This window comes from Cellvibrio sp. (assembly GCF_039207905.1).
GTDB lineage: Bacteria > Pseudomonadota > Gammaproteobacteria > Pseudomonadales > Cellvibrionaceae > Cellvibrio.
The window spans coordinates 57996-81708 of sequence record NZ_JBCECX010000013.1; the positions used below are offsets into that span (position 1 = coordinate 57996).

Genomic DNA, 23713 nt, shown 5'->3' on the forward strand with positions numbered 1-23713 from the left:
ACAGATTATGAAAACGCTTTATCGCCTGATTGCCGCCGTTGCATTAATGGCAACTGCCAGTTTTGCGCAGGCCGCCAATGTGCTGGTGGTGCTGTCCGATACCGACACACTTGAACTCAAAGCCGGCAAAACTTTCGCCACCGGCTTTTACCTGAACGAGGCCATGCAGCCGATAAAAATGCTACTCGATGCTGGACACCAGATCACCTTCGTAACACCCACCGGCCGCGCGCCGACCCTGGACAAAGGTTCGATCAACCCGATGTTCTTTGGCGGAGATACTAAAGCTATGGACGAGCACATCAAATTGCTCGATAAACTGGCGGTCACTTCACCGACCAACTCACCGGTTATAAGCCTTGCACGCGTTGAACAAATCGGCTACGAACAGTTCGATGCCGTGCTTGTGCCCGGCGGCCACGCGCCTATGCAGGATTTATTAACCGATAAAAATCTGGGCAAATTGTTGACCACTTTCCATCACAACAACAAACCCACCGCACTGGTTTGCCACGGGCCAATTGCACTGATTTCTACCTTGCCCGACGCCACCAAATTTACCGACTCATTAACACGCACCAACAAAGCCGCTGCACAAAAATGGATTTACTCTGGTTACAAATTGACGGTATTCAGCAATGCAGAAGAGGAAGCATCAAAAGCACAATTGGGTGGCGGCGAAATGAAATTTTATCCACAAACTGCCCTTGAACAAGCCGGAGCGAAATTCAGTGCGCAACCTTTGTGGCAAGCAAATATAGTGGAAGACCGCGAATTAATTACCGGACAAAATCCCGCTTCGGCAATCGGTGTAGGTGAGAAATTAATCGCGCGTTTGGCGAAAAAATAATACGCAGATAAAGTCGTGAATTAATGAGTACATCTCTTTAATTCACGTTTATTAAAGCTTGATGGTTTTTGTAAGTCAACTCTTATATACCTGCGCATTTATATCGCGCAATGCCTGTTCAATTAACGCAGACGGTTGTGCGCCTTGAATTAAATGTTTTCTGTTGATCACCAAACTCGGCACTGCACTAATTCCTGCACTTTGCCACTGCTGTTCCAACTCGCGCACTTCACGCACATACTCGTCTGAAGCCAGAATTGCTTGCGCGCGCGTTTTATCCAACCCAGATTGTCCAGCCAATTCGATTAGAACTTGCGCGTCGGAATGATTGCGGCCTTCGCCTTGATAAGCTTGCATCAATGCAGTTTTCAATTGTTGCTGGCTTTCCGGTTTACCTTCTTGCGCTGCCCAGTAAAGCAGGCGGTGCGCATCAAAACTATTCCACAGGCGATCGCGCTTGCCAAATACAAAACCCACTTCCGCTCCACGCTCGCGCAAGGTTGTATGATTCGCTTCGATTTGCTCAGCGGTCATGCCATATTTGCCGCGCAAATAATCCACCAGATCAACACCTTCTCGTGGAAGTTGCGGGTTGAGTTCAAACGGCTGGAAGTGCAGATCCACCTTTATTTCATCCCCAAGATTCGCCAGCGCCGCTTTCAAATTCGCAAGGCCGAGTGCGCACCAGGGGCAATTAATATCGGAAATAAAATCGAGTCGCAGCATGACATTATCCTGAAATAAACGAAACCACGAGCATAACGCTCGCGGTTGCTGATATCCAGATTAATGATTTAACCTATGACTTTTATCATTATTATTCTATTTTTCGCCTGTTACCGGTCACCATTGAGAGTGGAAGATTTTCCTTTAACCGATAGCTTTCAAACAAAGCGGCGAATACATGCACTAATACTAGCGCTAATAATGTACTAGCGATCCAGTCGTGCAGGTTTTGCACCCAGTCTTCGCCCCAGAAATAATCAATTTCTTCCATCATATAACCGGTGATGCCCAGCGATAAAATACAGAGCATCATTAATATCATGACCAAACCACCTAAGGGTGAATGGCCCATGCGGTGATAAGGTTTTCCTGTTAGCAGTGCAGTGAGATGTGTTTTAAGCCGCGCAGGCGTGGGGAAAAAATCTGCCCAACGCGCTGCACCAGCACCGAAAAAGCCCCAGAAAAATCTTACTACCAACCAGGCAACGGCAATGTAACCAAGCCACTGGTGCCAAGAATCGCCGGCTTCATTAAAAAAATAGTTGGCAATAAAAATTCCCGCTATCGACCAGTGAAACAAACGGATAAGCGAGTCCCAGAGTTTTTCGGTTTGTGCTGACATTACTCGTCAATTTCCTCTTTCACTGGTTTGCCTGAAACCGGATCAAAATATATTTCGACTTTTTTCTTGTCTTTGTTCCAACCGTAAATTTCATAGCAGTTGCCATCGGTCACTTTAAACACTTTGATTTCGTAACCTTGCTTTTTCAAATCTTCCTGAAATTTGGTTTGATCCAACCAGGTAGATTTATCGGCGGTAGTACATTGAGGTCCAGCAAAAGCGGTGGCACTGCATAACGTCAGGGTCGCAAGGAAAAGCATGCGCATAGGATAATCTCCGTATTGGATTAGAAGGTTTTTTTGACTAACAATAGAGGTGATTCGTGGGTAAGGTTTAAGTTCAAACTGTTATATTTTTTTGCGAACGTTTTAACTATTTTATTATGGGGTAAAACAACAGAATCCTTTCAATCATCACCTACTTAAACAGCGCAGGCTTTGCATATGCCATTTATTGAAATCGAAAACTCGTCGGTATCAACACCTAAATTCTGTATCTGTTTTTTGCAGGCATCCATTAATTGATAATTAAAAAAACTGGATCGCTGCCCGCACTTGTAACACACAATATGCGATGGATGATCACCGCCATTAACTTCATAATGCTTCGCACCATTGATCTGCATCCGCGCAACCAAAATACCCTTTTCCGCAAAGCGGCTCAGGGCATTGTAAATAGTGGAAAATGGTACGGGGGTTTTGTTTTTTTGCAGGGTGCGGTAAATATCAAGAATGGATTGATTTGAACCGTTGGTAGAATAGAAGGTAGCAAGCACTTTCAGGCGCGAATCAGTCGCCGCCAGACCTGCGTGTTTGAGCTGTGCCAGCGCAAAGTAGCGCTCACCAAAATCCAGGTGATCTGCCGCTTTCGCCTTTCTCATAATACCGCTACTGGAATTCATAGACACTTCTTGACTTATCAAGTTGGTTTCACTGATATTTAATAGCAATCGCTAATAAGAATGACTGCGCGCCATTGTAGCGGGCACCCCGTCCTTATTTTGTCCCTGCAAAACCGTCTCCTGCAGAACCAGATCAACCTTGTGGATTGAGAGAAATGAAGCTGCTAATCGTTGAAGACAACCAGAATCTGGTAGCCAATTTATTCGATTATTTTGAAGCCAAGGGACACATATTAGATGCCGCACCCGATGGATTGGTGGGACGCTGGCTGGCAACAACCCAGCAGTACGATGGCATCATCCTGGATTGGAATCTGCCCAAATTGGATGGCTTTCAATTACTGAAAGAATTGCGCGAAGAACACCAGAGCACAGTGCCGATCATTATGTTAACCGCGCGCGCGGAACTGCCGGATAAGGTCAGCGGATTTCATGCGGGCGCAGATGATTACCTGACCAAACCTTTTGAATTTATGGAATTGGAAGTGCGCATGGAGGCATTGATTGCGCGCACGTCGCGTTCCGCCAAAGCGCGGGTTTTGGAAGTGGCTGATTTGAGTTTCGATCTTTCAACGATGGAAGTGAGCAGAGCCGGACAATCCATCCAACTTTATCCCATGTATAAAAAAATGTTGCGCCTGCTAATGGAAGCAAGCCCATCGATTGTTACCCACACGCAACTTGAAGAATGTATTTGGGGCGATAGTCCACCGGGTAGCGATAAATTGCGCGCGTATATCCATGATTTGCGCCGCAAAGTGGATGCACCTTTTCCCAACAAACTTATTCACACTCTTCCACGAATCGGCTATCGCCTGGCGAGTTTATGACTTCAACTAATGCGCTACACACATTCACTTATCGCTGGAGTTTGCGCCGGAAAATTATTATTGGTTTGATCACCTATCAAATATTGCTGACCTTGGGTGTATTGGCCAATGACTTTGTAATCAACGAGCGTGCCGAAGAATTGGTGTGGAATTCGTCGCTAAAAAGCGAAATGGATTATTTGATCAATCGCCGCGAAGCTGATCCAGCGTATGAATGGCCTAATACTGACGCTATGGCAATGTTTGCGCTGGATAAAAATAATCCGCGTCATGCACCTTTGCTTGAACTCGGGCCAGGGTTGCACGATGAAATTATATTTGAAGGAAAAAATCGCGTGTTACTGATCCGCGATACCGGCGCGCAATCCCTGGTATTGCTACTACACATCGATGACTTGGAGCGTGAAGAGGCAAAAGCGCGCAACACTATTTTTATCGCCGCCGGGGTCGTTAGTTTTGTACTCTGTATTTTTATCGCCTGGGCAGCGGGATGGTTGGTTAGGCCGCTGCAAGAACTTGCACAGCAAATCCAGCAACTAACACCGGACAAGCAAAAACAGCGTTTACGGCTACCCGATAATTCAAGTACGGAAATCGAAGTTATTGTCGATGCGATGAATACCTATATCGAGCGCAACGAACAATTTTTAGAGCGGGAACGCGATTTTATTAACATGGCAAGCCATGAATTGCGTACGCCATTATCGGTGATCGATGGTGTAGTAAAACTCTCCCTTGATGAAAAAAATATCCCCGACAATATTAAAGGCCGCTTAACCTGCGTGCGCGGATCGATCAACGATGTCAATGAAATGATCGCCATTTTGTTGGTACTCGCCAAAGATCCCGCCCGCGTACAGGAGAATAGCGAACTGATTTTTCTTGATCAGCTCATTCTGGAGATCATTAAAGAACACGCCTTTCTTGCCAGCGAAAGAAACGTCGAAATTAAGATGGAACAACTACCCGCGTGCGAAATTACCGCACCCCTGCAAATGGTGAAGTGTGCACTGGGGAATTTGCTGAGAAATGCGATTGAAAATTCCCACAGCGGAGAAATATTTATCAGTCTGGATAAAGACTCAACAGTTACGATTAAAAATACCAACAAAGAAATGACCATGCAGGAAATCAGCGAAATGTACGGCCGCCTCGCCCGCAAAAGTGGTCGCAATGGTGGCGGCTTGGGATTGGAATTAATTAGCCGGCTTTGCGTGCACTGCAACTGGAACCTACATTTTTTACCTGATTCCGAGACGGTTACTTTTTCGGTGAAATTTATTTAATCGACGGAAATAGCTTAAATTGAAAATTATCTCGATTGTTCCGTATAAATCGGAAGGAAAAAAGCCCGGCACAGACCTAATCTAAAAAATATAGATCACCGCCGGGTTCTATCACTCATTGCTTAAACGAAAAATTATTCCACAGTCACACTTTTTGCGAGGTTGCGTGGTTGATCTACATCGGTGCCTTTGATTATCGCTACATAATAGCTTAGTAGCTGTAGTGGCAATGTGTAAAGGATTGGCGCTAACCAAGGATGAATATGCGGGACATTGATTACGCGCATGGTTGCGTCTGATTCGAATTTTGCATCTTCATCGGCAAATACGTACAAGATACCGCCGCGTGCGCGCACTTCTTCCACGTTGGATTTTAGTTTTTCCAGCAGATCGTTATTGGGTGCAACAACAATGATCGGCATTTCTGCATCGATCAATGCGAGCGGGCCGTGTTTTAATTCACCGGCGGCGTAAGCTTCGGCGTGGATATAGGAAATTTCTTTTAATTTCAACGCGCCTTCCATTGCGATTGGATATTGATCGCCGCGACCTAAAAAGAGTGCGTGGTGTTTATCGGCAAACTCTTCTGCGAGTGCTTCAATTTTTGGTGCGAGCGCTAAAGACTCTTCCAATTTTGCTGGCAGATTTTTTAATGCGGCAACCATATCCTTTTGTTGTTCAGTTGAAAGGCCGTTGTATTTTCCAATGGCTAATACAAGCATCGCCAAACCAACCAATTGCGTGGTAAAGGCTTTGGTGGAGGCTACGCCAATTTCGGCTCCGGCGCGGGTCATAAAGGCGAGATCAGATTCGCGCACCAGCGATGAACCAGCAACGTTGCAAATACTCAAGCTGCCCAAGTAGCCGAGTTCTTTTGCTAAACGCAAAGCGGCTAAGGTATCTGCAGTTTCACCTGACTGGCTGATGGTCACAACCATGCTGTTGGGTTGCACAAAGGATTTGCGATAACGGAATTCGCTGGCGATTTCTACGTTGCAGGAAATTCCGGCGAGTGATTCCAACCAGTAGCGCGCGACCATTGCTGAGTGATAGCTGGTGCCGCAGGCAACGATCTGGATGTGTTTTACTTGTTTAAATAATTCGGCTGCGCCATTACCAAAAGTTTCATCCATTACTGATTCACTGCTCAAACGACCTTCGAGCGTATTCGTCACTGCGTTAGGTTGTTCGTAAATTTCCTTGAGCATAAAGTGGCGGTATTTGCCTTTATCGCCCGCGTCATAACTGGCAGTGGATTCGTGAATTTGACGCTCAACTGCCACACCGTCTTTATCAAAAATCTGGATGCTGTGACGGGTGATTTCTGCAACGTCGCCTTCTTCCAGAAAAATAAAACGGCGCGTTACCGGCAAGAGTGCGAGTTGATCGGATGCAATAAAGTTTTCGCCGATGCCAAGACCAATCACCAGCGGACTGCCGGAGCGGGCGACAACCAAACGTGATGAATCATTTTTATCCATCAATACTGTACCGTAAGCACCGTGCAAATTTTTTACACTTTTTTGAACGGCTTTTAACAGGCTGTCAGTATTTTTTAATTCTTTTTGTACCAAATGCGCGATCACTTCGGTATCGGTATCGGAAGTAAATACGTAGCCTTCTTCTTGCAATAAATTGCGCAGCGATGCATGGTTTTCGATGATGCCGTTATGCACTACCGCGATATGGTCTTTTGATAAATGCGGATGCGCATTGCGCTCGCTCGGCTCACCGTGTGTTGCCCAGCGGGTATGCGCGATGCCAGTGCCACCGGGGGTAGGGCTGGTGTGTACTGCATCGGATAATTCTTTTACTTTTCCCAGACGACGAATACGTTGCAATTCGCCACTGCTGTTAACAACTGCCACACCGGCAGAGTCATAACCGCGATATTCAAGGCGACGCAATCCTTCCACCAGAATATCCACCACATCGCGTTGCGCTACTGCGCCAACAATTCCACACATGATTAACTCCTTGAGCTGTTTAGTAGTAGTAAAAATATTTTGTTTTTGTAAATCGTGGTCTTAATGCTTTTTGTAGTTGTTATGCGGATGCACAAATTACTTGCACACCTTGTTGTTCAATTTTCTTTTTATCTTGTTCAGCGATGCCGTCGTCAGTCACCAAAACTTTTATCGCCGACCAAGGCAATTCAAGGTTATGGATTTTGCGCCCGAGTTTGTCGGACTCGGCCATCACAATTACTTCGCGTGCGACTTCCGCCATTACGCGACTCAAACTGTAGAGTTCGTTAAATGTGGTTGTGCCGCGCTCCAGATCCAAACCGTCGGCGCCGATAAAAAATTGGTCGAAATTGTAGGAGCGCAGGATCTGTTCAGCGAGTTGGCCCTGGAAGCCTTCGGATTTTGGGTCCCAGGTGCCGCCAGTCATCAAAATGGTGGGTTCATTTTCCAATTCGCGCAGGGCGTTGGCGATGCTGAGGGAATTGGTCATCACCACCAAACCCTGTTTGCCGGACAATTCGGGTAAGAGCGCGGCGGTGGTGGAGCTGCCGCTATCGAGGATGATGCGGTTGTGGTCGCGGATCAGTTGGGCGGCGGCTTTGGCAATGGCTTGCTTACGAAGTGAAACTTTCTCACCACTTGGGTCATTGATCAATTCTTGCGGCATTAACACCGCACCACCGTAACGACGTAGCAATAAACCGTTGGATTCCAGTGCGGCCAAGTCCTTGCGGATAGTGACTTCCGAGGTGGCAAACTGTTCCGCCAGCGTCTCTACACTGACTTCGCCGCTTTCATTAAGCAGATCGATAATCGCGCGACGGCGCTGCTGGGTGTTACGCTTTGTCATTTTTGACTGCCAAATAAGTTTCGATTTGAAAGATATTTTAATACTTCGAAACTTTTAAGCAAGTTTTCTAACAAAATATGTTCACTAAAACGACAAAAGGCACTTGCCCTGCGACAAGTGCCTTTTGATTGATCCCTTACTGATTAGGGATTGGGGACAAATTTGGAGAGCAGGCGAACGTAAGCGACCTGATAATCGTTGTGGTTTTCGGTGATCTGCCAGGAGTTAAGCGGCCAGCTGGTATTGAAATCCAGATAGGCTTTCATCGCCGGTTGGCCTTTAGGTGGATTGGGCGCTGCGCTGCCGCAACCGGCATTCGGGCTATTGGAGGTACAGTTACTATCCCAGTCGTAAGACGGGTTGGGGCCACCGACTAAAAAGCCCGGTGCCGGACCATAGGTCGATGTGCCCACTCTATCCCACAGGGTGCTGCCGTTGGTAAACCAGGAATGGTAGAACTCATTGACCGAGCTATGTACACCCAGGCTGTACATATTGGACAGGTAAACCAAGCCCTGCGGGTTAGTGCCGTGGATATAGTTCAGGTAACCGGCCGCCGCGTTGCGCACCTCGTTGCTATCCGGCGTACCGACGCTGTAACTGACCAAGTTGTAAAAGGTTTGACCCTTGCGCGACATAGTCCGGTTGCTGCCCCAAGTGAAGTTGCTGGTGCCTAAAAAGGCGCGATAAGGATCATCGCCATTGCGCACGGCTGGCCAGTTATCGCTGGTATTGAGCGCAGATTGATACTGGCTCTTCAAAGTATTGGCGATTGTGGTGGTCGCATCCGGAAGCGTGGCGTAATAGAGCCAAGCCGTTAACTCAGGTTCATTCCAGGGCGCGACCCAGTTGGTTGCATTAGTAGCATTGGTATCGACATGAGAGCGATAAGTTGAAGAGCCAGTCGCGGCAAACAGGTAGATCGCCGCCGTCAGTTTTTTCGTCGCGCGGCCTGCATCATCTACTTCTTGTTGACCGGCACCCAGACCTGCCGATGCACCCTCATTATTACGGAAGATGACATTCGGATTGGTAATCGCCCAATCCCAGGCTTTTTCACCGCGGGTTTTCAAATCTGCCGCGTAGGTATTCAGTTCGGTATTACCCAAGCCGCCCAAAATCTTCGCCCCCAGCGCAAACGCGCCAGCACTGGTCAAAGTCGCCGAAGTATTGGCAGGGCCGTAATAACTCGCGCCCGTTGCGCTGGATGGAGGGCTGGCATGACCGCCACTGGCATTGCTGTGCGACAAACCGAGGATGGAAAGGACAGAACCATCATTGTTCTGCATTTTCTTCAGCCAATCAAAGCCCCATTTGATCTCATCGATAATGTCGGGAATGCCGTTGCCGGATTCGGGGATGTTGTAGTCATCAGTCCAAGCGCCGGGATTTTCCGTATAGGCATGGAGTAGGGCGACCAGATAGTAGGCGTGCCAGTTGGTGTATTTGTTGTAATCACCCGCATCGTACCAACCACCCGACAGGTCTTTTTCGGTAGCGGCGTTATTTTTGTCGCTGAAGAGACGGGCGTTTTTATCCTGACCTGCACCTATATGGCTGGCCGCATCAGTCCAACCCGCTTCAGCACAAGGCACCTGTTTAGCCAATCCCGCGCGCTGATAGTAAAAGGTGCGCATTGCGTGCTTAAGCACGGTTTTGTAGACAGTCGTTGAAATTTTGAAGCTAGGTGAGCGGACGTTATTGGCTTTATCCAAAATCGCGTAGGTACCCGGCGTGGTTATGGCTGAGAAATCAAACCACCAGGCTTTATCGCCAGCCGCATCAAAGGTCGCCCCGGATTTCCAGCTAGTAACGGCTTTGCTAAGAGCTACCGTATTGGTATCGAGATTAATCAACTCATAGGACGCGCCCGGGTTAAAACTACGATCAGCGTCATAACCAATTTGCGGATCGCGAATCACCGCAACTTTTTTAGCGTCAGGTAGATAGCCAAATTGGTCCACCACAATAAAATTGCTGATGCTCGCGTTACCCAATAAAGCCGCACTTGGTACAGACATAGCCGATGAAGACGTCGGTTGCTGGCAGCCGTTCGCAGAAGAGCTCGCGGCGGAACTTGATGCAGGTGTTGATGACGGCGCGACCGACGATGCCACCGGAGCTTGGCTGGATGCAGTCACTGGTGTGGAGCTGGGTTTAACATTGCTCGAACCGCCACCTCCACCGCCGCAGGCAGTGATCAATCCGGTTAAAGTCAGGCCGATAAATAATTTGGATAATGCAGGTGCAGGCTGGTTCATAAATCGCTCTTATTAATTATCTGATTTAATTACCGGATGATAACGGTTTCACAGTAAAGAGATAAGCAGTTTTAAGGTTTTTCCTGTATCGATTGGCAAACAACCGGTGCGACATGGGGCTCATGCGCACCGGTATTATCATCAAGGATTAATCAATTCCACCCAAGGCTGACCGTTGTCCAACCTTACCGGGCTGTAAACGCCCACGTAATTTTCCGGCAGGGAATTTTGCAGCGGACTTTTATTGGCAGAAACACCCCAGCGCGCTTGGTAGTAGTGATGAGTACCCGCGCTATCTTGCAGGTAGACCCGGTTGCCCTGGCTATAAGACTTATTGCTTTGCCATAGGCTGTAACCCGTTATTGGATGGCTGACGTTTCCGCCGTTATTTCCACCGGTGGTTACCTCGCTCAAACGGCTGGTGGTACTGATGGTGATGTTGTCAAAATAAGAATACTGGTCGGTTGTGGGCGCCCAATCCGTAGTGCTGCCGCCAAAGAAAGTTTCAAACAAAAACTTATCGATGCTAACCGACGTTGAGTTGCGCAACATCAAACCTGAGACGCGGGATACTTCTATACCGTCGATATAGGTTGTGACTACCCCGTTGTATTGATTAGCCGTCCCTAACTCGACTGAACTGGTGATGGTGTACCAACGACCCTTGGTGAAAAAACTCGCGAGTGGGGAATAATCGCCACATTCATCCTGTTTGACCGGATTGTAGAGATACAAAAACCCGTTGCCGTTTTCACGCCACATAAAGCGCGCGCTGAATCCATCGAGCAGACTATTATTGACGCATCCGGTTGGTTTGGTGCCGTTATAACCCGCCAAGCCCGGAAGCTTGCCGCCTTTTACCCAAGTGAAATTGTTATCGAACATCACTTTGTATTGCAGCCACAGTTGGGTGTGCGGCCCACCGGGAATAGGATAAGTAAATACCGAGGCAGAGCTGCCACCAATCTGATTGGCCTTGTAGGTTACGCGCAACACGCGATTGCTGGACTCCAGCGGATCAGTTACCACGCTGAGACGATTATCCGCCACACCGGCAGATGCCCCCGGAGCAAAACCCCAATCCGCGCTGAATCTGGCAGCGGTATAGGCACCAGCGGTGTGCTGTTGGAAATTATTGCTGTAGAGCGATGGCGCTCCATTAGCAGACGAACTGCTGCTGGAACTACTCGATTGCGATGAGCGCGAGCTACTGCTCAGGCTGCTTGCGGAAGACTTACTTGAGCTAACCACACTTGATGAGCTTTTACTGGAAGATGGCAAACTGGATGACAAGGCGCTGGATGATTTGCTCGATACTGCTACTGACGAACTTGTCGTCACCGTTCCGCACGAACCCAAGTCGCTCCACGCATTGGTCCAAGCCCAACCAACACCCGGCTCATAAGGACCGCCTATTGAACACCAACCACCTACGGTGCAGGAAAATGCGCGATTAGTATTTTTAACTATCTGGCCTGCCGTGTAACTCTGGCCATTTTGGTATTGGGCAATATTACCGCATTCGTAAGCATTGCTTGCGGTAGATAACAACAATGCGCTCACGCCCACTGCCAACACACTGATCAAATTTTTGTTCATGGTTTAATCCCCGGTTTTTTGCGAACTCGACGCGAAAGTCGCGCCTAACGAAAAGCCAGAGCGATGCAATTGTGGTGGTCGATGTTGTAGCTATTTTTATTGGCTGATCATTCGTATTTCTTCCTCTGGATTCATCCCACTTTTTGCCGATTTTGATCGCTACTAAAAGTCGTACCGCAGAATGGGATGCATAGCTCATTCAAACGAGACAACTAAACTGCAAATCCTGACAAGCAGGTGAAGACCATTTTATCGATACCCCAAAATACAAAAGGAGCCGAGTTGGCTCCTTTGTTTATTGTCGATCACTATTTTTTCGTTGGCCGTTCCCAACCCTGAATATTGCGTTGCTTGCTGCGCGCAATCGCCAGCTCGGCTTCTTCAACATCTTTGGTGATAATCGAACCAGCACCAACGGTACTGCCCGCACCAATTTTTACTGGCGCAACCAATGCCGAGTTGGAACCGATAAAAGCGTTATCGCCAATTTCCGTTTTGAATTTATTAACACCATCGTAGTTGCAGGTAATCGTACCGGCGCCGACATTTACTTTAGTGCCGATAGTCGCATCGCCGATATAACTTAGGTGATTCACTTTACTGCCTTTGGCGATCACGGCTTTTTTCGTTTCAACAAAATTGCCGATTTTTACATCATCAGCCAATTGCGTTCCGGGACGCAAACGGGCGTAAGGGCCGATATCGCAATTCGCGGCAAGCTCTGCATCTTCGAGATGGCTGAACGCTTTAATGCGAGAGTTATTGCCGATTCTGCTATTGATAATAATGCAATTTGGTTCAATAACAACGCCATCGCCCAACACTACATCGCCTTCAAATACACAGTTAACATCGATAATCACGTCGCGGCCAACGGTTAAACTTCCGCGCACATCAACGCGATGTGGATCGAGTAAAGTAACGCCAGCATCCATCAGTTCATTGGCTTTTTGTTTTTGGTAAAAGCATTCCAACGCTGCTTGCTGACGGCGATTATTAATACCTTCTACCTCTTCAATCGCATCAGGTTGTTCTACGTGAATCGCAACACCATCGGCTTTGGCGAGCGCAATAATATCGGTCAGATAAAATTCGCCTTGGGCATTATTGTTTTTCAACTGCGGCAACCACTTTTGTAAATGCGCAGCTTTGACTGCCATGATACCGGTATTAATTTCAGCGATTTTTTTCTGCTCGTCGCTCGCATCTTTATGTTCAACAATCGCGATCACTGCACCGGAATTGTCGCGCAGGATACGGCCATATTCGGTTGGGTCGGGCATATTGACGGTGAGCAAACCCATTTGTTTTTCATTTACGCCAGCGATCAATTTTTGCAAGGTTTCTGCACGGGTGAGGGGAACATCACCGTAGAGGATTAATACCGTTGCATCATTGCGCAGCTGTGGCAATGCCTGTTGTACCGCGTGGCCGGTGCCGAGTTGCTGCGCTTGCAAAACGAATTTCACATCCGGCGCTGCCATGCGCTCTTCAACTTTTTCTGCACCGTGGCCGACGATAATTAAAATCTGTTCGCCACCCACTTTACGCGCGGTATCCACTACATGCTGCACTAGCGCTTTGCCACCAATCGGGTGCAATACTTTGGGAAGGTCAGAGCGCATGCGGGTGCCTTTACCGGCAGCAAGTACGAGGATATCGAGCATGATGAAGTCCTTTGGGTTTGAGTTCTGTAAGCTGATTCTGAGGAGCGGGTAGTTGTCGCTACATTTTAACGATTTGATCGGTCATTGAAATGACAATAGCTCTACTGGTTAAAAATTTGTGCAATAAAAAAGGCGACTCGAAAGTCGCCTTTTTCAGGTTCAACAACGATCGCTTACTTGCCTGCTTTTTTCTTAATCGCTTGCAAGGTACGCAATTGCGCAGAAGCTTCTGCCAATTGAATAGCAGCGCGCTGGAAATCAATCTCGCTCGATTGGTCAGCTAGCTGTTGTTGCGCCAGTTGCTGTGCTTCTAATGCTGCAGCTTCATCCATATCATCGGCACGCAAGGCAGTGTCTGCCAAAACGGTAACGTGATAAGGCTGAACTTCAAGGAAACCGCCGGAAACGAAATAAATCTCTTCCGCGCCACCTTGTTTAATAAGACGCACAGGACCTGGCTTGATGCCAGTCAGCAGTGGCGCGTGGCCGTAGGCAATACCTACTTCACCCAAGCTACCGGTGGTGATTACCATCTCCACCAAACCTGAGAAAATTTCACGCTCAGCACTGACGATATCGCATTGAATAGTCATGGCCATACTTGTGTCTCTTCACTGAAATAACGCCGTACCCGAGGGTACAGCAAACAACCCCCATGCTAAGCACGGGGGTTGGCGATTACTTGAGTTTGGCAGCTTTTTCGATCGCTTCGTCGATAGAACCAACCATGTAGAAAGCTTGTTCTGGCAAGTGATCGAACTCACCCGCTAACAAACCTTTGAAACCACGGATGGTTTCTTTCAGTGGAACGTATTTGCCTGGAGAACCAGTAAATACTTCTGCTACGTGGAAAGGTTGTGACAAGAAACGTTCGATTTTACGTGCACGGGATACGGTTTGTTTGTCTTCTTCAGACAATTCGTCCATACCCAGAATCGCGATAATATCTTTCAGTTCTTTGTAACGTTGCAGTACGGTTTGTACACCGCGCGCAGTGGCATAGTGCTCGTGACCGATAACCATTGGGTCCAACTGACGTGAAGTTGAATCCAGTGGATCAATCGCCGGGTAAATACCTTTTGCTGCAATATCACGGCTCAATACTACGGTTGAGTCCAAGTGCGCAAAGGTGGTTGCTGGCGACGGGTCAGTCAAGTCGTCCGCTGGTACGTATACCGCTTGTACAGAGGTGATAGAACCAATTTTGGTAGAAGTAATACGCTCTTGCAGAACGCCCATCTCTTCCGCCAGAGTTGGCTGGTAACCTACCGCTGAAGGCATACGACCCAAGAGTGCAGATACTTCAGTACCGGCCAGGGTGTAACGGTAAATGTTGTCAACGAACAACAGAACGTCTTTACCTTCGTCACGGAATTTTTCTGCCATGGTCAAACCAGTCAGAGCTACACGGAGACGGTTCCCCGGCGGCTCGTTCATTTGGCCGTATACCATCGCTACTTTGTCTACTACGTTAGATTCTTTCATCTCGTGGTAGAAGTCGTTACCTTCACGAGTACGCTCACCTACACCGGCGAATACAGACAGACCGCTGTGCTCTTTCGCGATGTTGTTGATGAGTTCCATCATGTTTACGGTTTTACCTACACCGGCACCACCGAACAGGCCTACTTTACCGCCTTTGGCGAATGGGCAAACCAGGTCGATAACTTTAATACCGGTTTCGAGCAGTTCTTCAGAAGCAGCCAGTTCTTCGTATTTAGGCGCAGCGCGGTGAATCTGCATACGCTCTTTTTCGCCGATTGGACCCGCTTCATCAATTGGGTTGCCCAATACGTCCATAATACGACCGAGGGTTTCGGTACCCACTGGCACTTTGATTGGCTCGTTGGTATTGGTCACAACCAAACCACGGCGCAAACCTTCGGAGGAGCCCAGAGCAATAGTACGGACTACACCGTCACCTAATTGCTGTTGCACTTCGAGGGTCAGGTTGCCATCGGTGATAACCAAAGCGTCATACACTTTAGGCACTGCATCGCGTGGGAATTCCACATCGATAACGGCGCCGATAATCTGAACGATACGTCCGCTACTCATTTCCGGTTCCTCTTTGTTCCAGAAATTCCAGATCTCTTTTAATAAATCTCAAGGATCTGAAGGTTTAAATAGAAAAATCGTTAGCCTTTCAGGGCGATGCTTAACAACGCAGCTTATTGGATCGCTGCCGCACCACCCACAATTTCTGACAGTTCCTGGGTAATCGCTGCTTGACGTGCTTTGTTATAAATCAACTTCAAGCTATCAATCAATTCGCCGGCGTTGTCGGTTGCGCTCTTCATCGCAATCATACGTGCAGCTTGTTCAGAGGCCGCATTTTCAACAACCGCTTGATAGACTTGTGATTCAATAAAGCGAGTCAGCAATCCTTTCAACAGGAACTCTGCATCCGGCTCGTAGATATAATCCCAGTGATGTTTCAACTTGGTATTTTCTTCGGCAACCAAAGGCAGCAATTGGCGAACTTTTGGTGACTGCGTCATGGTGTTTACAAAGTCGTTGCTCACCAGATACAGCTTGTCGATGGTGCCAGCTTCAAATGAATCCAACATTACCTTCACGCTGCCAATCAGGTCGGCCACTTGCGGGGCTTCGCCGATATCACGGGTTGACGCAACAACATTACCGCCAAAACTTTTGAAGAATTGGCCGGCTTTCGCACCGATCAGACACAAATCAATGGCGATACCTTTGTCTGCCCAAACCTTCATGTCTTTAATAGCGGCTTTGAACATGTTTGTGTTCAAACCACCACACAGACCGCGGTCACTGGAAACCAGGATATAGCCAACGCGTTTGACTTCGCGCTCTTTCATAAAACGGTGTTTGTACTCGGGGCTGGAGTTGGCCAGATGCCCGACTACTTCACGGATACGTTGGGCATAAGGTTTACCCAATTGCATCCGCTCTTGTGCACGGCGCATTTTACTCGCGGCGACCATTTCCATCGCGCTGGTAATTTTCTGCGTGCTTTTGACGCTCGATATCTGCGTCCGAATTTCTTTTGTGCTTGCCATCTCTCGAACCCCGGTTAAGGCCTCGCGACCTAAAAGGTTAGAGATCGCTGCGAATTAACGCAGCGATCGCCAGATTACCAGGTGCGGCTCGCTTTCAGCTTGGTCACCAGCTCTTTGAACTTGCCTTCCAATTCGCCGTTCCAGTCACCAGTGGCATCGATGTGAGCCATAGTGTCAGCGTATTCGGATTTGGCGAAAGACAGCAGAGCGGCTTCGAAGTCTAATACTTTGCTAACTTCGATATCTTTCAGGTGACCTTCGTTCGCAGCGAACAGTACCAATGCCATTTGCGCAACGCTCAATGGAGCAAATTGTTTTTGCTTCATCAGCTCGGTAACACGTTGACCGTGTTCCAATTGCGATTTGGTTGCTTCATCCAGATCAGATGCGAACTGGGAGAAGGCCGCCAACTCACGGTATTGCGCCAACGCGGTACGGATACCACCAGAGAGTTTCTTGATAACTTTAGTTTGTGCAGCACCACCTACACGCGATACCGAAATACCGGCGTTCATTGACGGACGAATGCCCGAGTTGAACATGGACGACTCAAGGAAGATCTGTCCATCGGTAATAGAAATCACGTTGGTTGGAACGAACGCAGAAACGTCACCAGCCTGGGTTTCAATGATTGGCAATGCGGTCAAAGAACCGGTTTTACCTTTCACTTCACCGTTGGTGAATTTCTCTACGTAATCTTCGCTCACGCGAGATGCACGCTCCAGCAGACGGGAGTGGAGATAGAACACGTCGCCAGGATAAGCTTCGCGGCCCGGTGGACGACGCAGCAACAAGGAAATTTGACGGTAAGCCCAAGCTTGCTTGGTCAAGTCGTCATAAATAATCAGGGCATCCTGACCGCGATCGCGGAAGTATTCACCCATGGTACAACCGGTGAATGCTGCCAGGAATTGCATAGATGCAGGATCAGAAGCGGTCGCTGCGATCACAACGGTGTGATCCATAGCGCCGTGCTCTTCCAGCTTGCGCACAACGCTCGCAACAGAAGACGCTTTTTGACCAATCGCTACATAAATACACTTAATGCCAGAACCTTTTTGGTTGATGATGGCATCAACGGCGATAGCGGTTTTACCGATTTGACGGTCACCGATGATCAGCTCACGCTGGCCACGGCCGATAGGTACCATCGCATCGATTGCTTTCAAACCGATTTGTACTGGCTGGTCAACCGACTTACGCCAAATTACGCCCGGTGCAATTTTCTCAACTGCGTCGGTCATTTTGGTGTTCAGCGGACCTTTACCGTCGATTGGGTTACCCAGTGCGTCAACAACGCGACCCAGCAATTCCGGACCAACAGGTACTTCAAGGATACGACCAGTACACTTACATTTTTGGCCTTCGGCCACACCGCGGTAATCACCCAGGATTACAGCACCAACGGAGTCGCGCTCCAGGTTCAGTGCCATACCGTAGATACCGCCTTCAAATTCAATCATCTCACCATACATAACATCGGCGAGACCGTGAATACGAATAATACCGTCAGTTACGGAAACGACAGTACCTTCGTTTTGTGCTTCTGTTGAAAACTCAAGGCCAGCAATGCGCTGCTTGATGATTTCACTGATTTCAGAAGGATTCAGTTGCTGCATGCTCTGTTCCTCAACCCTAAAATTAGGATTTCATTGCTTCGGCAAGCTTCGCCAAGCGACCACGGACTGAACCGTCAATAACCATATCGCCAGTGGAGATAACAATCCCACCTAACAGGTTCTTATCTACCGAACCTTGAACACTGACTTTACGATCCAGTTTGGTGCTTAGTGCCTGAGCCAATTTGTTAATCAAGTCAACTGGAAGCTCGTAAGCTGCAGTTACCTCGACATCAATAGTTTTTTCTTGCTGCGCCTTCATTCTGGCAAACAGTTCTTTTACGAACGGTAACAGCGCCAGACGTTTATTGCTTGCAAGGGTGTGGATGAAATTCTTTTGCGCTTCATCCAATTTTTCACCACAAACCTGTACAAAAACGGAAGCTTTCTGCTGCGCCGACAGGCCAGATGCGCCTAACGCTTTCTTCACCTGATCTTGTTCGGCAACAGCGGCTGAAACTTCCAGAGCTTCAAACCATGACTGCAATTTATTGGCAGCCAGGGCGAACTCGAATGCTGCTTTGGCGTAAGGTCTAGCCAGGGTAGTGAGTTCAGCCATATCTACCTCTCTTACAGCTGCGCAGCGAGTTTGTTTACCAACTCGTTGTGAGCGTTTTGATCGATAGAAGATTCCAGAATCTTTTCTGCACCCGCCAATGCCAGGGTAACCACTTTCGCACGCAGTTCTTCACGCGCACGGCTGGTAGCCTGATCAATTTCAGCTTGGGCAGCGGCTTTCACACGATCAGCCTCAGCACGTGCTTTCTCTTTTGCTTCTTCAACAATTTCGATAGCGCGCTTGTTAGCTTGATCAATGATTGCAGCAGCTTCTTTCTTTGCAGAAGTCAGTTGCTCAACCACTTTTTGTTTAGCCAGTTCGAGATCTTTTTCAGCTTTATCGGCAGCCTGAAGACCATCGGCAATACGCTTGGTGCGCTCTGCCAATGCCGCAACAATGGGTGGCCACACAAAGCGGTGTGTCAGATAGATGAAGATGACAAACGCCACCATCTGACCGATAAGAGTTGCATTAAGATTCACGATTAAATGCCTTTGTTAAAGGGATGTAAATCGCAACAGGACCGCTAAAAATTAGACGCCAGTTGCGAACAGGATGTACATACCGATACCAACACCGATCATTGGTACCGCGTCAACCAGACCCATAACAACGAAGAATTGAGTACGCAGCATTGGGATCAATTCTGGTTGACGAGCACCGCCTTCCAGGAATTTACCACCAAGAATACCTACACCAATCGCAGCGCCTACAGCGCCCAAACCAATTACCAGTGCACCCGCCAAATAAATCAAAGCTTGAGCTTCAGTCACAGTGTTTTCTCCTACTAAGTTGATAATTAAAAAAATAAAACAAACTAAAAAAACAAATTACAAAACCAGTTACTAATAATTAGTGCTGCTCATCGGTTTGATAAGCCATGCTCATGTACACAATGGTCAGCGACATGAAGATCAATGCTTGCAAGAAAATAATAAGAATATGGAACAGCGCCCAGATGATCTGGATAACACCGGCAACACCAGCAAACACAATACCGGCACCGTAAAGGATCGCTACTAGAATAAAAATGATTTCACCGGCGTAGAGGTTACCGAACAGACGCAAACCCAGTGATACAGGCTTCGCGATCAAACCTGGCAACTCAAGTACGAGGTTTACTGGGATAAACAGGGTTTGCACAATCGGGTTGCTGCTGCTGAAAGGATGCAGCGTCAATTCTTTCAAGAAACCCAACAAACCTTTTTGGGTGATACTGAACCAAAGGATCAGGATAAAGATGCAGAGGGCCATACCCAAGGTGATGTTTGGATCGGTAGAGGGAACAACTTTGAAAAATACAGCGTGAGGATCAGCACCTAAGGATACGCCGACCAGTTTTGCAATTTCAGGCAGCAGGTCAACCGCAATCAAGTCCATCGCATTCATGAAGAATACCCAGACAAAAACGGTCAGAGCCATAGGTGCAATCATGGCGTTCTTGTAGGGGAACATGCTTTTCACATTGCCGTCTACAAATTCAATCGCGGCTTCAACCACATTTTGCAGACCGGTTGGAACATCGCTGTTCGCTTTTTTGGCCACACTGCGGAAAATTAAGAAAAACACGGTGGCCAAGAGTACTGACCAACCAAGGGTATCAACATGGAAAGACCAGAAACCCATTTGCGCTGCTTCAGCAGAATCGTGCGCAAAACCCCAAGTACCATCCGGTAATTGACCATAGGTGAGGTTGGTAAGGTGGTGTTTAATATACTCGGAGGATGTTATTGCTTCATGCTCGGCGGCTGACATCGTTAAGTTCCAAAATGATTAAAGTTGAAAAAACTTCCGGCCGGGTCGCAGTTATCTTTCAAGCTAGTTAAAGACAACTACTGGCGACGCACCAGCGGGCTGATCCAGGCAACAACCTGAATCATCACATAAGCCAGGATCATGGTAGCGGCATAAGCGGCTTCTTTTAGAAACCCAATCTGCTTAAAGGCCAGCAAAAACATCAAGGCTGTGATTACAAATTTTCCAAGCTCACCGGTATAAAACGCCGCGAGCATCTTTTGGGGTGGCGCGCCCATTTGGGGACGAAACGCCACGAGTGCCAGCCACAAATTGGCCGTCACACAAATAATTCCACCTGCAAACAATGAAATTGCGATCTGATTGTTGACCGCAAGACCCATGGCGCTGATCGCCAAGGTTACCAACAACTGGACTGCCACTGTCTGGAGAGCAAAGTCACGCCCTTTTAAATAACGCGACATATTGGTTTTGGGCTCCCCATTTTTTGCGGCGGCATTCTGTCACAAATGTCAGCTTATTACCATTAGTAACAAGCTTATGTTTCAAACGCCCAAACGTGGCGCATTATAGTGATTAAGCCCTATAGCAGCAACCGCCGGGCTAGCACCAAAGCTCAATAACGACTAGTAAATTTGCTGTAAATTTGCTTCGATTTTTTATCTTTACTGTAACTAGTGTGTGCAGCTGTTATCGACAACTATATGTAGGGAAAAGGCACCTTTATGAAAGGTGCCAATGGCATAAAATTTATTTTATATGGCCGAGAATTCCATCCAGCTCATCAAGCGAGTTATAACTAATTACCAATTTACCTTTGCCTTTCGCACCGTGTTGGATTTCAACGCCCGCACCCAAGGTATCGGAAAGTTGATCCTGCAAACGACGTATGTCGGCAGAAACAGTAACTTCCGGTTTTAATTTGTCCGTATTTTGTCCCTCTTGGTGCAAACGCACCAGCGCTTCGGTTTGGCGAACCGATAAACCCTTAGCCACAATTTGACGCGCAATTGCACGTTGGGTTTCTGCATCCAGCGTTAACAACGCACGAGCATGACCCATTTCCAGATCGCCGTGTTCGAGCAAGGTTTTTACTTCGTCGCTCAACGCGATCAAACGCAACAGGTTAGTAATTGTGGTGCGCGATTTACCCACCGCTTGCGCCACTTCTGCGTGGGTTAATTCAAACTCGTCTTGCAATCGTTTTAGTGCAACTGCTTCTTCAATCGGATTTAAATTTTCGCGCTGAATGTTTTCGATAAGCGCCATTGCAATTGCTGCTTCATCTGGCACATCGCGAATCACCGCGGGAATTTTATCGAGGCCAGCAATTTGTGTGGCGCGCCAGCGGCGTTCACCAGCGATAATTTCATAGCGACCTTCGCCAATCGGGCGCACCACAATCGGTTGCATTACGCCTTGGGCTTTGATCGATTCGGCTAATTCTTCCAATGCCTCAGTGTGCATATCGCGACGCGGTTGATATTTACCGCGCTGAATTAATTCCACCGGTAGATGCGCGAGTTTTCCATCGCGATATTCCAGTTTGCTATCCACTTCCGCAGGATTAATTGGCATCTCGGGCGCAGGCGCCGTTACACCCAGACCGGCACTGAGCAGTGCGTCCAAACCTTTTCCTAATCCTTTGCGTTTTGTCGACATCTGAATCAGCCTTATATCAATTTTTTGTTAGAGAGTTTCTGTTACAGCAGCAGCGGGTTTGTTGCTCATTTCATTGCGACGCAAAATTTCACCGGCCAATGCGAGATACGCAATGGCGCCTTTGGATTGACGATCAAACGCCAACACCGGCATGCCGAAACTCGGTGCTTCTGCAAGACGCACATTACGTGGAATGCAGGTGCGATATAAACGATCGCCAAAATGCTGTTGCAATTGCGCCGATACATCGTTAGTCAAACTGTTGCGTGGGTCATACATAGTGCGCAGCAGACCCTCGATTTTTAAATTCGGATTTAATACTTTTTGAATTTGGTTAATGGTACCAACCAATGCCGACAAACCTTCCAATGCATAGTATTCACATTGCATGGCAATGATCACACCGTCGCAGGCGGTAAGTCCGTTCAAGGTAAGCATGTTGAGCGAAGGTGGGCAGTCAATAAGAATGTAATCGAATTGGTCGCGCACTTCGTTAAGTGCATTTTGTAAACGGCGCTCTTTGTTATCGAGCGTGAGCATTTCAACTTCTGCTGCGGTCAAATCGCCGTTGGCAGGCAGTACCTGATATTTGCCGCTTTCCGAAAAACTCAGGCAGTCTTTAATCGATTCGCGCTCGGTAAGTACATCGTAAATGGATTTTTCCACTTCATTTTTATTTACGCCGCTGCCCATAGTGGCGTTTCCTTGTGGGTCGAGATCCACCAGCAATACCCGCTTTTTGGTCGCAACCAATGAAGCAGCGAGATTCACGCAAGTTGTCGTTTTACCGACTCCACCTTTTTGATTGGCAATGGCGTATATCTTGGTCAAGTGAAAATCCTATAACCACACAGTGGTTGAAAATTTTTATTGTTGCGGCCGCAAAACTAACAGGTGACGTTCGCCATCCGTTTCTGCAACCAACAGTTTCACACTTTCTAATAATTTAATTTTTTCGGCGATGGGTGCAAGTTCATCTTGCGGAAAAATCCCTTTCATCGCCAGAAAAATTCCGCCCGGTGCCAACATGTGCGCGCAACCGTCGGTCATGTCTTGCAAACTGGCAAAGGCACGGCTGATCACCGCATCAAATTTTTGCTCAGGTTGAAATTCTTCTACCCGCCGGTTTTCAACCGTGACATTGGTTAAACCCAGTAGGGTTTTAACGTGAAACAAAAAACGGGTTTTTTTGCCGTTGCTGTCGAGCAGGGTAAATTGTTTTTCCGGGAACATAATTGCCAATGGGATTCCCGGTAGACCACCGCCGGTGCCGACATCAATTACCCGCGCAGCGGAAAATTTTTTTTCACCTTGAAACCAGGGCACCACACTTAAACTATCGAGCAGGTGGCGCGCTACCATTTGGCGAATATCGCGCACTGCTGAAAGATTATAGGCTTTGTTCCACTTTTCAAACTCACGCACGTAAGCCAGTAATTTTTCAATCTGCCCGTCATCCAGGGCGACCGACATTTCAGTCGCACCGCGCAGCAGTTGATTGCGTAATTCGTTATGTAAATCGGT

Annotated in this window: 24 protein-coding genes; 3 read left to right on the forward strand and 21 right to left on the reverse strand. The window is 47.8% G+C overall.

Translation table 11 applies throughout. The annotated features are described in order from the left end of the window. Positions 1 to 7 precede the first annotated feature (7 nt). Complete coding sequence (locus AAGC78_RS09805) at positions 8 to 850, forward strand: type 1 glutamine amidotransferase domain-containing protein (protein ID WP_435783894.1); 843 nt, start codon at positions 8 to 10, stop codon at positions 848 to 850. Between the two features lie 75 nt (positions 851 to 925). Here AAGC78_RS09805 and AAGC78_RS09810 read toward each other — a convergent pair whose 3' ends face one another. The 4 genes from AAGC78_RS09810 to AAGC78_RS09825 form a co-directional block, all read right to left on the reverse strand. Beyond that, entirely contained in the window at positions 926 to 1576 is a 651-nt protein-coding gene (locus AAGC78_RS09810; RefSeq protein WP_435783895.1) for a DsbA family oxidoreductase, read from the reverse strand. A 91-nt stretch (positions 1577 to 1667) separates the two neighbouring features. Next, the gene (locus AAGC78_RS09815; protein ID WP_435783896.1) at positions 1668 to 2198 is read right to left on the reverse strand and encodes a cytochrome b/b6 domain-containing protein; all 531 of its coding nucleotides are present in this window, start codon (positions 2196 to 2198) and stop codon (positions 1668 to 1670) included. After that, positions 2198 to 2464, reverse strand: a complete 267-nt coding sequence (locus tag AAGC78_RS09820; RefSeq protein ID WP_435783897.1) for a PepSY domain-containing protein — start codon at positions 2462 to 2464, stop codon at positions 2198 to 2200. Before AAGC78_RS09820 ends, AAGC78_RS09815 begins: the two co-directional genes overlap by 1 nt. A 155-nt stretch (positions 2465 to 2619) precedes the next feature. After that, a complete protein-coding gene (locus AAGC78_RS09825; protein WP_435783898.1) occupies positions 2620 to 3099 on the reverse strand; it encodes a Fur family transcriptional regulator in 480 nt (159 codons plus the stop codon). Between the two features lie 155 nt (positions 3100 to 3254). On the opposite strand from AAGC78_RS09825, the gene AAGC78_RS09830 reads away from it, so the two are divergent. Then, positions 3255 to 3929, forward strand: coding sequence for a response regulator transcription factor (locus AAGC78_RS09830; protein WP_435783899.1), 675 nt, complete (start codon positions 3255 to 3257; stop codon positions 3927 to 3929). Beyond that, positions 3926 to 5215, forward strand: coding sequence for a sensor histidine kinase (locus tag AAGC78_RS09835; protein WP_435783900.1), 1290 nt, complete (start codon positions 3926 to 3928; stop codon positions 5213 to 5215). Before AAGC78_RS09830 ends, AAGC78_RS09835 begins: the two co-directional genes overlap by 4 nt. Positions 5216 to 5349: 134 nt before the next feature. Here the strand turns inward: AAGC78_RS09835 and glmS are convergent, their stop codons facing one another. From glmS to rsmG, 17 genes are all read right to left on the reverse strand, one after another. Further along, complete coding sequence (glmS, locus tag AAGC78_RS09840) at positions 5350 to 7182, reverse strand: glutamine--fructose-6-phosphate transaminase (isomerizing) (RefSeq protein ID WP_435783901.1); 1833 nt, start codon at positions 7180 to 7182, stop codon at positions 5350 to 5352. Between the two features lie 79 nt (positions 7183 to 7261). Beyond that, a complete protein-coding gene (locus tag AAGC78_RS09845; protein WP_435783902.1) occupies positions 7262 to 8032 on the reverse strand; it encodes a DeoR/GlpR family DNA-binding transcription regulator in 771 nt (256 codons plus the stop codon). A gap of 143 nt (positions 8033 to 8175) precedes the next feature. Further along, positions 8176 to 10293 (reverse strand): glycoside hydrolase family 9 protein, encoded by a 2118-nt coding sequence (locus AAGC78_RS09850; RefSeq protein WP_435783903.1) that lies wholly within the window; start codon positions 10291 to 10293, stop codon positions 8176 to 8178. Between the two features lie 141 nt (positions 10294 to 10434). Continuing rightward, entirely contained in the window at positions 10435 to 11892 is a 1458-nt protein-coding gene (locus tag AAGC78_RS09855) for a polysaccharide lyase (RefSeq protein ID WP_435783904.1), read from the reverse strand. 308 nt (positions 11893 to 12200) lie between these two features. Beyond that, complete coding sequence (gene glmU, locus AAGC78_RS09860) at positions 12201 to 13559, reverse strand: bifunctional UDP-N-acetylglucosamine diphosphorylase/glucosamine-1-phosphate N-acetyltransferase GlmU (RefSeq protein WP_435783905.1); 1359 nt, start codon at positions 13557 to 13559, stop codon at positions 12201 to 12203. 173 nt (positions 13560 to 13732) lie between these two features. Beyond that, the gene (locus tag AAGC78_RS09865) at positions 13733 to 14158 is read right to left on the reverse strand and encodes a F0F1 ATP synthase subunit epsilon (protein WP_435783906.1); all 426 of its coding nucleotides are present in this window, start codon (positions 14156 to 14158) and stop codon (positions 13733 to 13735) included. A 79-nt stretch (positions 14159 to 14237) separates the two neighbouring features. Continuing rightward, positions 14238 to 15617 (reverse strand): F0F1 ATP synthase subunit beta, encoded by a 1380-nt coding sequence (gene atpD, locus AAGC78_RS09870; protein WP_435783907.1) that lies wholly within the window; start codon positions 15615 to 15617, stop codon positions 14238 to 14240. 113 nt (positions 15618 to 15730) lie between these two features. Then, the gene (atpG, locus tag AAGC78_RS09875) at positions 15731 to 16594 is read right to left on the reverse strand and encodes a F0F1 ATP synthase subunit gamma (RefSeq protein ID WP_435783908.1); all 864 of its coding nucleotides are present in this window, start codon (positions 16592 to 16594) and stop codon (positions 15731 to 15733) included. A 74-nt stretch (positions 16595 to 16668) separates the two neighbouring features. Continuing rightward, positions 16669 to 18213: a F0F1 ATP synthase subunit alpha gene (atpA, locus tag AAGC78_RS09880; protein WP_435783909.1), complete on the reverse strand. Its 1545-nt coding sequence runs from the start codon at positions 18211 to 18213 to the stop codon at positions 16669 to 16671. 22 nt (positions 18214 to 18235) lie between these two features. Continuing rightward, positions 18236 to 18772: a F0F1 ATP synthase subunit delta gene (locus AAGC78_RS09885; protein WP_435783910.1), complete on the reverse strand. Its 537-nt coding sequence runs from the start codon at positions 18770 to 18772 to the stop codon at positions 18236 to 18238. A gap of 11 nt (positions 18773 to 18783) precedes the next feature. After that, complete coding sequence (locus AAGC78_RS09890) at positions 18784 to 19254, reverse strand: F0F1 ATP synthase subunit B (protein ID WP_435783911.1); 471 nt, start codon at positions 19252 to 19254, stop codon at positions 18784 to 18786. 51 nt (positions 19255 to 19305) lie between these two features. After that, positions 19306 to 19545: a F0F1 ATP synthase subunit C gene (gene atpE, locus AAGC78_RS09895; RefSeq protein ID WP_435783912.1), complete on the reverse strand. Its 240-nt coding sequence runs from the start codon at positions 19543 to 19545 to the stop codon at positions 19306 to 19308. Positions 19546 to 19624: 79 nt separating this feature from the next. Beyond that, positions 19625 to 20527: a F0F1 ATP synthase subunit A gene (atpB, locus tag AAGC78_RS09900; protein ID WP_435783913.1), complete on the reverse strand. Its 903-nt coding sequence runs from the start codon at positions 20525 to 20527 to the stop codon at positions 19625 to 19627. A gap of 77 nt (positions 20528 to 20604) precedes the next feature. Beyond that, on the reverse strand, positions 20605 to 20991 hold the full coding sequence (locus AAGC78_RS09905; RefSeq protein WP_435783914.1) for an ATP synthase subunit I: 387 nt from the start codon (positions 20989 to 20991) through the stop codon (positions 20605 to 20607). Between the two features lie 286 nt (positions 20992 to 21277). Then, positions 21278 to 22189 (reverse strand): ParB/RepB/Spo0J family partition protein, encoded by a 912-nt coding sequence (locus AAGC78_RS09910; RefSeq protein ID WP_435783915.1) that lies wholly within the window; start codon positions 22187 to 22189, stop codon positions 21278 to 21280. Between the two features lie 27 nt (positions 22190 to 22216). After that, the gene (locus AAGC78_RS09915; protein ID WP_435783916.1) at positions 22217 to 23020 is read right to left on the reverse strand and encodes a ParA family protein; all 804 of its coding nucleotides are present in this window, start codon (positions 23018 to 23020) and stop codon (positions 22217 to 22219) included. 36 nt (positions 23021 to 23056) lie between these two features. Next, positions 23057 to 23662 (reverse strand): 16S rRNA (guanine(527)-N(7))-methyltransferase RsmG, encoded by a 606-nt coding sequence (gene rsmG, locus AAGC78_RS09920; RefSeq protein ID WP_435783970.1) that lies wholly within the window; start codon positions 23660 to 23662, stop codon positions 23057 to 23059. Positions 23663 to 23713: the final 51 nt, after the last annotated feature.

What these genes read in the sequence shown, in the direction of transcription:
- AAGC78_RS09805 (WP_435783894.1), top strand. Translation starts at nt 8, where the DNA reads ATGAAAACGCTTTATCGCCTGATTGCCGCCGTTGCATTAATGGCAACT.
- AAGC78_RS09810 (WP_435783895.1), bottom strand. Translation starts at nt 1,576, where the DNA reads ATGCTGCGACTCGATTTTATTTCCGATATTAATTGCCCCTGGTGCGCA.
- AAGC78_RS09815 (WP_435783896.1), bottom strand. Translation starts at nt 2,198, where the DNA reads ATGTCAGCACAAACCGAAAAACTCTGGGACTCGCTTATCCGTTTGTTT.
- AAGC78_RS09820 (WP_435783897.1), bottom strand. Translation starts at nt 2,464, where the DNA reads ATGCGCATGCTTTTCCTTGCGACCCTGACGTTATGCAGTGCCACCGCT.
- AAGC78_RS09825 (WP_435783898.1), bottom strand. Translation starts at nt 3,099, where the DNA reads ATGAATTCCAGTAGCGGTATTATGAGAAAGGCGAAAGCGGCAGATCAC.
- AAGC78_RS09830 (WP_435783899.1), top strand. Translation starts at nt 3,255, where the DNA reads ATGAAGCTGCTAATCGTTGAAGACAACCAGAATCTGGTAGCCAATTTA.
- AAGC78_RS09835 (WP_435783900.1), top strand. Translation starts at nt 3,926, where the DNA reads ATGACTTCAACTAATGCGCTACACACATTCACTTATCGCTGGAGTTTG.
- glmS (WP_435783901.1), bottom strand. Translation starts at nt 7,182, where the DNA reads ATGTGTGGAATTGTTGGCGCAGTAGCGCAACGCGATGTGGTGGATATT.
- AAGC78_RS09845 (WP_435783902.1), bottom strand. Translation starts at nt 8,032, where the DNA reads ATGACAAAGCGTAACACCCAGCAGCGCCGTCGCGCGATTATCGATCTG.
- AAGC78_RS09850 (WP_435783903.1), bottom strand. Translation starts at nt 10,293, where the DNA reads ATGAACCAGCCTGCACCTGCATTATCCAAATTATTTATCGGCCTGACT.
- AAGC78_RS09855 (WP_435783904.1), bottom strand. Translation starts at nt 11,892, where the DNA reads ATGAACAAAAATTTGATCAGTGTGTTGGCAGTGGGCGTGAGCGCATTG.
- glmU (WP_435783905.1), bottom strand. Translation starts at nt 13,559, where the DNA reads ATGCTCGATATCCTCGTACTTGCTGCCGGTAAAGGCACCCGCATGCGC.
- AAGC78_RS09865 (WP_435783906.1), bottom strand. Translation starts at nt 14,158, where the DNA reads ATGGCCATGACTATTCAATGCGATATCGTCAGTGCTGAGCGTGAAATT.
- atpD (WP_435783907.1), bottom strand. Translation starts at nt 15,617, where the DNA reads ATGAGTAGCGGACGTATCGTTCAGATTATCGGCGCCGTTATCGATGTG.
- atpG (WP_435783908.1), bottom strand. Translation starts at nt 16,594, where the DNA reads ATGGCAAGCACAAAAGAAATTCGGACGCAGATATCGAGCGTCAAAAGC.
- atpA (WP_435783909.1), bottom strand. Translation starts at nt 18,213, where the DNA reads ATGCAGCAACTGAATCCTTCTGAAATCAGTGAAATCATCAAGCAGCGC.
- AAGC78_RS09885 (WP_435783910.1), bottom strand. Translation starts at nt 18,772, where the DNA reads ATGGCTGAACTCACTACCCTGGCTAGACCTTACGCCAAAGCAGCATTC.
- atpB (WP_435783913.1), bottom strand. Translation starts at nt 20,527, where the DNA reads ATGTCAGCCGCCGAGCATGAAGCAATAACATCCTCCGAGTATATTAAA.
- AAGC78_RS09905 (WP_435783914.1), bottom strand. Translation starts at nt 20,991, where the DNA reads ATGTCGCGTTATTTAAAAGGGCGTGACTTTGCTCTCCAGACAGTGGCA.
- AAGC78_RS09910 (WP_435783915.1), bottom strand. Translation starts at nt 22,189, where the DNA reads ATGTCGACAAAACGCAAAGGATTAGGAAAAGGTTTGGACGCACTGCTC.
- rsmG (WP_435783970.1), bottom strand. Translation starts at nt 23,662, where the DNA reads ATGTCGGTCGCCCTGGATGACGGGCAGATTGAAAAATTACTGGCTTAC.